Below are 8082 nucleotides of genomic sequence, written 5' to 3'. Positions count from 1 at the left end.
GATGACCAAGAGTGAGGGCATCATGGACTCTATATCCTACAGAACATTGTTGGGAAAAGGGATTGAGCAGTTCACTCCACAAAATCCGAAAGAACGAGGTACATCGAAGATTTGATTCAGAGTGGTAGAAAGCAGAACATTTCAGAATGTTACCCCCGAGCAGGACCAGTAGAAGAAATGCCTATGGCTGCGTAATTCTCCTGGTTTTGATCACTCTCCAACATCAAAAGATCCTGAGAGATGTTCTCCATTCAAAGATCTCAACGGTTTTCAATACCATGACAACTGGCTACAGAATCTCCTGACTGCAGGCTCAATGAATGCTTACAGGCAGAGACTTTCAGGCCACTCCACAACATCCGAAAGAACGAGCAACGTCTGGTGACTACGAAACATAACCATCAGAACAACCCTTGTAAGATTTTCTGCTGAAGAGGCAAGGCTTGCTCAGCAGAAAAACAATCACACAATAAGGTACAACCGTAGTAATAGTTACTCAGGGTGATGACGGCTTCAGGATGATCATAGGCGAGGGTAGGAAACCGAAATTTATTAGATCCGAGAAAGGGATGTTCTTCTTGATCCGGGTTAGAAATATCAGCCACTAATTTGCTTTTTTCAATAATTTCTTGGCGCTTAGAGAGTTTTGCCAGATCTTCAAGTCGACGGACCTCCCCTGAAAAATACTGCCTACAGACTGGAGAAAATTGGTCTGGATTTTGGAGCACATAGTCAAAGAATAAGGCTCGGACCTCATCGATGGTCTCAAGTGTCTGATTTTGTTGTTGCAGTTCTTGTTGATGCCAGACATGTACTAGAGCATCGGCAAAATCAAAATTTTTGCCAGCCTTGAGACTGCGTTTTGGCACTGGCCCAAGATTGCACTTGAAGCAGTGAGCTAACACTAAGTCATGGCTGAATTGATAGCCCACATCAAAGACTCGACTGATCCGACGTGCCGGGTCAAATCGATAATAATAGTCTGAGCAAAAGGCACGGATGGTGATGGCAGATTGAATAGGATGGGTATCTAAACTCTGGCGGGCTGAGGTTGGGCTGGACCTGTGAGTTTTGAAAAGATGGATGATACGGGTTGCAACCTCACCACCCTCCTGAACCTGCTCCAAGGCTTGTGGATTCTGGCCCTGTAAATAGTCGCTAAGTCTAGTTTTGAACGTCTCCAAAAAACCTTCTGCTTTTTGAGGGGGAAGCATTTGAGCAATAAACCAAAACACTTCATACCAAGCAGAATTGAACAGATGGGTTTCATTGAAAAGGACTGAGAATGCAGCCTCTGTATCTGCGTGGATTTCATCAAGGAAGGCTAAAGCCACAAAATATTCATGAAACGACAGATGCGAAAATCGGTAGTGATTCCATGAATCCTGAGTGATGATGCCGTAGCTTGCCTCCAACTCCCGCAAAAACTCAGTGGGTGATAAACCGCCCTGTATCTCAAGATCGATACTCGCATGGCTTAGAAATGCTCGCGAAGCCGGAAAAACTTTATCATCATAGTCAAAGGCTGCTCTAGCTATAGTCTTCAATAACGTCAATTTCTCTTGATAGGTCTGGGCAGGGATGACCGTGGCTGCAGGCAGCATATGGCCATAGTTCAAATCTCCGAGAATATGTTCAAACGCCATCTCGTAAATTTGATGCCGCTTTTGCGGTTTTTCGCGAGCGGATTCAAAAGCAATACATAGAAGGGTCAATAACAAGGGGGTACTGGCTAAATCGAAGCTATCTCTGAAGTCAGCCTTGTTTGTGTTTAGCCAAGCCATGAAAGAAATCGCCTGATCGGGAGTAGCCCGAAACCAATGCTGGGCAAATTCTTCAATCTGGTTGTCTGTAAATTGCTGAATCGTGGCTTGGGTAAATTGTTCATAAACCTGACGACTAGCTGCTGTTCGACAGGTAATCACGACTCGATTTTTGTAAAACAGGTCAAACTCGGTTAAAGCCAGGGTCTGCGCCTGAGCCACAGGAATTTCGTCTTCGCCATCCAGTAACAATAATACGGCCCCCTGATCAAAAAGCTGCTGGAGCAGAGCCGGATCTAGGCCACAAGTTTTCCCATAAACCTCACTGATACAAGTCAAAAGATCCTGCTGTTTCAAAGGTTGGGCAATGTCTCGCAAAGCCACAAAAATAGGCGCTACTTCTGGCATCAGTTTTCCCTGAATGCATTGCAGAGCCAGGTATTTTAGAAATGTAGTTTTACCCGATCCAGGCAGACCTAAAATATGAAGATGGGAGTATTTTTCAATAGCTTCTTTGCCATTAAGACTTTCTGTCAACTTTGCGATGATCTGGGCATCATTCCCAACTAAGGGATAGATACTATCTCCCTGTAAAACCCGCAATTGGGTATAGATTGCTTCTACCGGCTGAGCCTTATCCATGCCGAGAATACGTATAGCACCACAGCGTTGCTCAAGATAGTCCCGTAGTTGTTGGCGGGCTTTTCGCATTTCCGGTGACCCCTGGGAAAACTGGGGTGTAGGAGCCATACCCTCAGCAATATCTTGCCAAGGAAGCTCTAAAAAATTGCAGATCTCCTCAAATTTCTGAGACCAGATCTTATCCCCTCTCAAAAATTTGCCGACCACAGAGCGATCAATTCCCAAGGTTTGGGCCATACCCTGTCGGGTCAAGCCCTTCCGTTTGAAGATTTGCTGGGCCTGCTCTACCCCTCTTGCAGATGCTTGCAGAGCGGGTTTGCCTCGATTGGATGATGCCATGATGATATTTTAGGCTTGACTTGTAGATATTATGATGATTTTATGAAGAGGTCACGCAAATAATATCATCAATAAAACAAATATTAAGCATTGTGAATCGTATTATGACGATTTATTGATGATATCTGTTGACTGACTTCTATCTTACTGAACCTCAGGCTATTTCGGTGTTTGCCCTGACATTCATTGCAGAAGAGATTTACTCAATATATTGCTTCTAAGGACGATGGTCTCAATTCACTCTCATAACAAGGCAACTGACTCTGAAATATGCGTCGCTGCTTTCAAAACAGGAAAAATTTTAGGAGGTAGCTCATGAAACACATCCCAAAATTATCAAGCATCCCAGCTATCTACCCGATACCCATTGGTTGAAAATTAATCCAGATGGTTTACTTCTTCACCTGTGATACTACCGGCAGAGATCAATTGAAATCACAACTTTCTGAATGTTCTGGCAAGTTTCTAGAAAATGGCCTGAGGTTTCACTGTGAGGTATCTATATTTCCCATGCTTGTTACTTCTTGGTATGAGTTGCATTGCACTCTTTTTACTACTTAAAGGCCAGCCTCAAGTCAACCCAGTTGATGCCTATCAATCTGAATCAAAACGATTAAGGGTAGAACCTCAAAAGTCTCGTAGCGGAGGAGGTCCTGAACATCTAGAGGATTTAGCTCAACCTGGGCAAAATCAACTGTCCCATGGATATTTTTGAATGCCCGGCTTTCCTAGAATTCAAGGTAAATGCGCATGTTTGTAATGATCTGTCTTGCGATGGCGATTGGTATTAGTTGCGGGGGAGGGATTATCGGCTTGATTTGGTGTCATCGAGGCAATCAAGCTGTTGACAGTTTCATGCCATCGGATCAGCTAATCGGTTTGTACGGAGTGGTTGACATTCCGTTTGGACATGGCCACCCAGGAAAGGTACGAATCAATATCGGTGATTCCGTTCTCAATCTGCGGGCCTTTGCCTACGATTCGGAGGATTTTGAACGGGGCAATTCGGTTCTCGTTGTAGCTGTTGAAGACAATTATGTCCTGGTCATCTCTGAGGATAGTTTGTATATCTTGGCCCAACAAGAATGCATGGGTCTTGGTATTGACCCGCTTCTGAGGGATTACATATAGTACGCTCCACACCCATGTCTACAGCAATCAGCATTTTCTTTAGAGGTATTTTGCGATGAATCAGCAACTCATCTTGCCCCAAAGATTGGATGCCATCTTGGCTCAGTCAATAGAAAAGACGACTTCCTCCCTGAAGATTGAGTCCTCTATTAAAGGACCTTCGTCTCCTAACCTATGGAGTGTTGGCTTGCCCCTGACCGTAGCTGTCTTAGGCAGCTTGGTCGGCATCTGGTTCTTAAAAGCTTTTTTGGTCATTTGCAAACCGAATGAAGTGGTTATTCTCTCAGGACGCAAGTGGAAGACCCCCAATGGTCAAAAGCTAGGGTATCGGGTATTGACAGGGGGCCGAGCCATTCGAATTCCGATTGTAGAAACTGTCAAGCGGATGGATGTAACGACGATGGCAGTGCCAGTGGAAGTCCATAACGCCTATTCTAAGGGCGGTATTCCCATACATATTCAAGCGATCGCCAATATCAAAATTTCGAGCGATTCGCGGGTGGTAGGCAACGCCATTGAACGCTTTCTAGGTCACAAACGCACTGAAATTATTAGGGTGGCTCAGGAAACCCTAGCCGGATATCTGCGGGGTGTGGTGGCAACCTTGACCCCCGAACAGGTGAATGAGGATCGCCTCCAGTTTGCTGAACGCATCGCCTCGGATGTCAGTCGAGAACTGAGAACGTTGGGTCTACATCTCGATATTCTCAAAATTCAAAGCGTGGCCGATGATGTGGACTATCTCAGTTCGCTGGGGCGACAGCGGATCGCCATGATCTTGCGGGATGCTGAGGTGGCAGAATCTGATGCACTCTCGACCGCAGAACAGATAGAGGCGGAATGCCAAGAACAGGCGGCTGTTGCTCAAACCCAAGATCGAACCGTAGTTTTAGAGCAAGAAAATCAACTCCGCAAAATTAAAGCCAAATTGGAGCGCCAGGCTCGATCTGAAGAAGAAATTACTGTGGCCGCAACCAATGAGCGGCGGGCTAAAGTAGAACAAATATTGCAGAAACTGCGGGCTGACGTAGAGCGGCTGCGGTTGCAGGCCGACCAAGTCCTACCAGCTCAAGCCCAGCAGCAAGCAGCCGAACTACGGGAACAAGGTGATGCAGCGATTTTGGCCGAAAATGCCCGAGCGGCAGCCCAGGTCAATGACATGCTTGCTGAAGTATGGCAAGACATTGGTACCGATGCCTCTCAAGTGTTTTTGATCCAGCAAATTGAAACTGTGTTGCGGGAAGCAGTCCAAATTCCTGAACGACTTCATCTGCACCGGGTCAAGGTGGTGGATAACGGCGATGGTGAGGCCGTGGCTAGCTTGCTGAGGGTTTACCCCCAAGTAGTCCACCAATTTCTAGATAGCCTACACCAGACTTTGGGCATTGATGTCGTAGGTACCTTGACCCAGACCCATGGGCCGCAGTCTCTTACCCACCCTTTGCCTCAACAAGGATCATAATTATGGAACTGATCACCTTCTTGCTTGGTCTGAGCAGCGTTAGTTTAGCTGCAGGCTGGAGCGTCACCAAAAATTTCTACTGCATTTGTCAACCCAGCGAAGTGTTAATCTTTGCGGGGCCTCACACTCAGCTCGCCAATGGTCAAAAAAAGGGCTATCGCTTGGTGAAAGGGGGCAGCAGTTTGCAGATACCTCTGTTAGAGCAGAGTTTCCGCATGGACCTAACCAATATGATTATCGACCTCCAGGTGACTGGGGCTTATTCTAAGGGCGGCATTCCATTGACTGTGACCGGAGTCGCCAATATTAAAATTGCTGGAACAGAACCCACCATTCATAACGCCATTGAGCGCCTTTTGGGCAAAAAACGCCAAGAGATTGAGCAGCTTGCCAAAGAAACCCTGGAAGGGAATTTACGTGGAGTTGTAGCGAGCCTGACCCCTGAGCAGGCAAACTCTGACCAGATTGCCTTTGCAAAGAGCCTATTAGAAGAAGCTGAAGCGGATCTAGAAAAGTTGGGATTATTACTGGATAGTTTACAGATCCAAACCATTGCCGATGAGGTCAGCTATCTAGATTCTTTAGGCCGCCAGCAACAGGCAGAACTGATTCGAGATGCGCGGATTGCCGAAGCAAAGGCCACGGCAGAGTCTCAAGTTCTTGATTCTGCAAACCTGCGTCGTACTGCCTTACGCCAGCTGCAACGAGATGAAGAAGTTGCTAAAGCTGATGCCCAAAAGCGAGTGCGTGATGCTTTAAGCAAGCGGGTGGCAGCGATTGAGGAGGTTGAGTCTGTGGTAGGCATCCAGGTGGCCCGCGTCGAAGCGGAGGCAGCGGTAGAAACAGAGCGAATTCACCAAATAAAACAGCAGCTCCAGGCCGATGTAATTGCGCCAGCAGAGGCGGATTGTGAGGTTGCGATCGCAAAGGCTAAAGGTAAAGCAGCTCAGATTATTGAAGAAGGCAAAGCCCAAGCGATTGGAACTCGCCAATTAGGGCAATCTTGGCAAGCAGCAGGAGCGGCGGCACAAGACATTTTCATGTTTCAGCAACTCCATATTTTGACTAAACTGATGGCGGAGAGTGTCCCAGAGGTTAATGTCCAGAATATTACTGTGATTGATGCCCAGAGGGGTACCAATGCTACTAAACTGGCCGCTTTTCTAGAACAATTTCAGCAATCTACTGGCATGGACATACAACAGATGTTGGCAACAATGACTTCCCTTGAATCTCCCTCTGAATCTCTGTTGTCTGAAATTGAATCAGAGTCATATCCTCAAGGGGGCATCTCATGATCAATGAGATGAAGGAACGTGTCAGGACTGAGTATCCAGGATGTTAATTGAGAATTTTAGGAAAATGAAGTTCTTGAAATAGTCAATTTCTCGGGAAAATCTTATTCAATAGTAGACCTCTTGCAATATTCGTTTCATGGTGGGCTACTAACTCAATAAATGCCGCGATCTGACTTGAATTTTAAATCCCCTACCATATCGGTAGCTGAATTATGCAAGAGGTCTAGTCAATAACACTAAGAATATCGATCTTGGATACTTAGTCCTGACACGTTCCATAAGTATTGTGCTCAAGCCTCAAATCAAAATTTGAAAACCTATATCCCAATGGATCAAGCACTGCTGGAATTACTGTTGCAAGCTCACAGCCATTCGCAAGGATCGATACCTCAACAGCAAGCCTTCGCCCAACTTGTACAATTAACAGGGCGAAGTCATGAAGATGTCCTAGAACGGCAGTTACTAGAACTCGTATTGAAGGCTCGTATACATCCCTCGCAATCAGTAGCTAAACAGGAGAGACTGACTCGGTTAATCATGCTAATCGAGCAATCAGAGCGATTTGCTCGATTGAGGAGATATGCTCACTACTATCCACCCCCTAAGTTTGAAGACTTATACAACGAAGTCAAACAGAAAACCTGGATTTATATCTGTAACAAGCTTGAATTGTATCGACCTAGTAGAACAGTGATGACTTGGGTAAATTCTATACTTCGCTTTAAGTTTCTAGAAGTGATCAATGAGCAAAATTTGCAGCATACACTCTACTATGACCCACAAGTTTTAGAATATATAGCTCCTAATATAGATATTGAAAATTCCCAGGCTGAAGATTATGAAAATCTGCGGTTGTTTCTAGAGAACGATCCTGAGCAATTACTCTCTACCTACTCTGTAAATAACTACCCCGAAATCACCTTTCAATACCTAGCGATTGCTCACTGTGTTCAGGGTAAAACTTGGACAGAATTATCAACTCAAACAGGGATCACAACTCGAAACCTTTCCTGTTTCTTTCAACTGAAATTAAGAAAATTATTACCCTATTTCAGACAATATCTTTAGAGTTACTCATCTTCTCTCAACCTACTTGTAACTTATTGCCTCTGTTTCCTATGAAATCTACAATTCTCACCTTTGGTTTCCCAGTACCCTTGACCTCTAAAACTTTGGTAAGCGTTCAAAAATATATCCATCCGCAATTGGATACAGAACATACTCAGCAAGAATTTCAGAAAAAATTAGCCCTCTATGCCGTAGATTTTTATCTTCAATGAATGGCTTTTCAAATTAACCCTGAAAGAGTCCTCTCTACCCGACGGCTCAACCCCTACGAAAGTGTCAAGACTGAGTAGCCAAACTCACTACGATGAGCATGATATCCCCGAACTATTTTCTCTTTTAGATCAGGCAGCCAGGAACAGCGCCTCCAGCTCCTCAACGC

The 8082-nt window shown here is 45.3% G+C and carries 5 protein-coding genes; 4 read left to right on the top strand and 1 reads right to left on the bottom strand.

What is annotated here, in order from left to right:
- Positions 1 to 401: 401 nt before the first annotated feature.
- Positions 402 to 2744 carry a helix-turn-helix domain-containing protein gene (locus Q0986_RS07055; protein WP_299406788.1) on the bottom strand — a complete coding sequence of 781 codons (2343 nt, stop codon included), beginning with the start codon at positions 2742 to 2744 and terminating at the stop codon, positions 402 to 404.
- 750 nt (positions 2745 to 3494) lie between these two features.
- Between Q0986_RS07055 and Q0986_RS07050 the strand changes: the two genes are divergently transcribed.
- The 4 genes from Q0986_RS07050 to Q0986_RS07035 all read left to right on the top strand — a co-directional run bounded on the left by Q0986_RS07050 (position 3495) and on the right by Q0986_RS07035 (position 7703).
- Entirely contained in the window at positions 3495 to 3875 is a 381-nt protein-coding gene (locus tag Q0986_RS07050; RefSeq protein WP_299406785.1) for a hypothetical protein, read from the top strand.
- A gap of 55 nt (positions 3876 to 3930) precedes the next feature.
- The gene (locus Q0986_RS07045; RefSeq protein ID WP_299406780.1) at positions 3931 to 5337 is read left to right on the top strand and encodes an SPFH domain-containing protein; all 1407 of its coding nucleotides are present in this window, start codon (positions 3931 to 3933) and stop codon (positions 5335 to 5337) included.
- Positions 5338 to 5339: 2 nt separating this feature from the next.
- A complete protein-coding gene (locus Q0986_RS07040) occupies positions 5340 to 6635 on the top strand; it encodes an SPFH domain-containing protein (protein WP_299406776.1) in 1296 nt (431 codons plus the stop codon).
- A gap of 327 nt (positions 6636 to 6962) precedes the next feature.
- The gene (locus Q0986_RS07035) at positions 6963 to 7703 is read left to right on the top strand and encodes a hypothetical protein (RefSeq protein WP_299406771.1); all 741 of its coding nucleotides are present in this window, start codon (positions 6963 to 6965) and stop codon (positions 7701 to 7703) included.
- The last annotated feature ends 379 nt before the right edge of the window (positions 7704 to 8082 follow it).

The organism is Acaryochloris sp. IP29b_bin.148 (genome assembly GCF_028285565.1).
Taxonomy (GTDB): domain Bacteria; phylum Cyanobacteriota; class Cyanobacteriia; order Thermosynechococcales; family Thermosynechococcaceae; genus Acaryochloris.
Note: the sequence above shows the minus strand (reverse complement) of the source record. Positions and strands in the feature narration are given on the sequence as shown.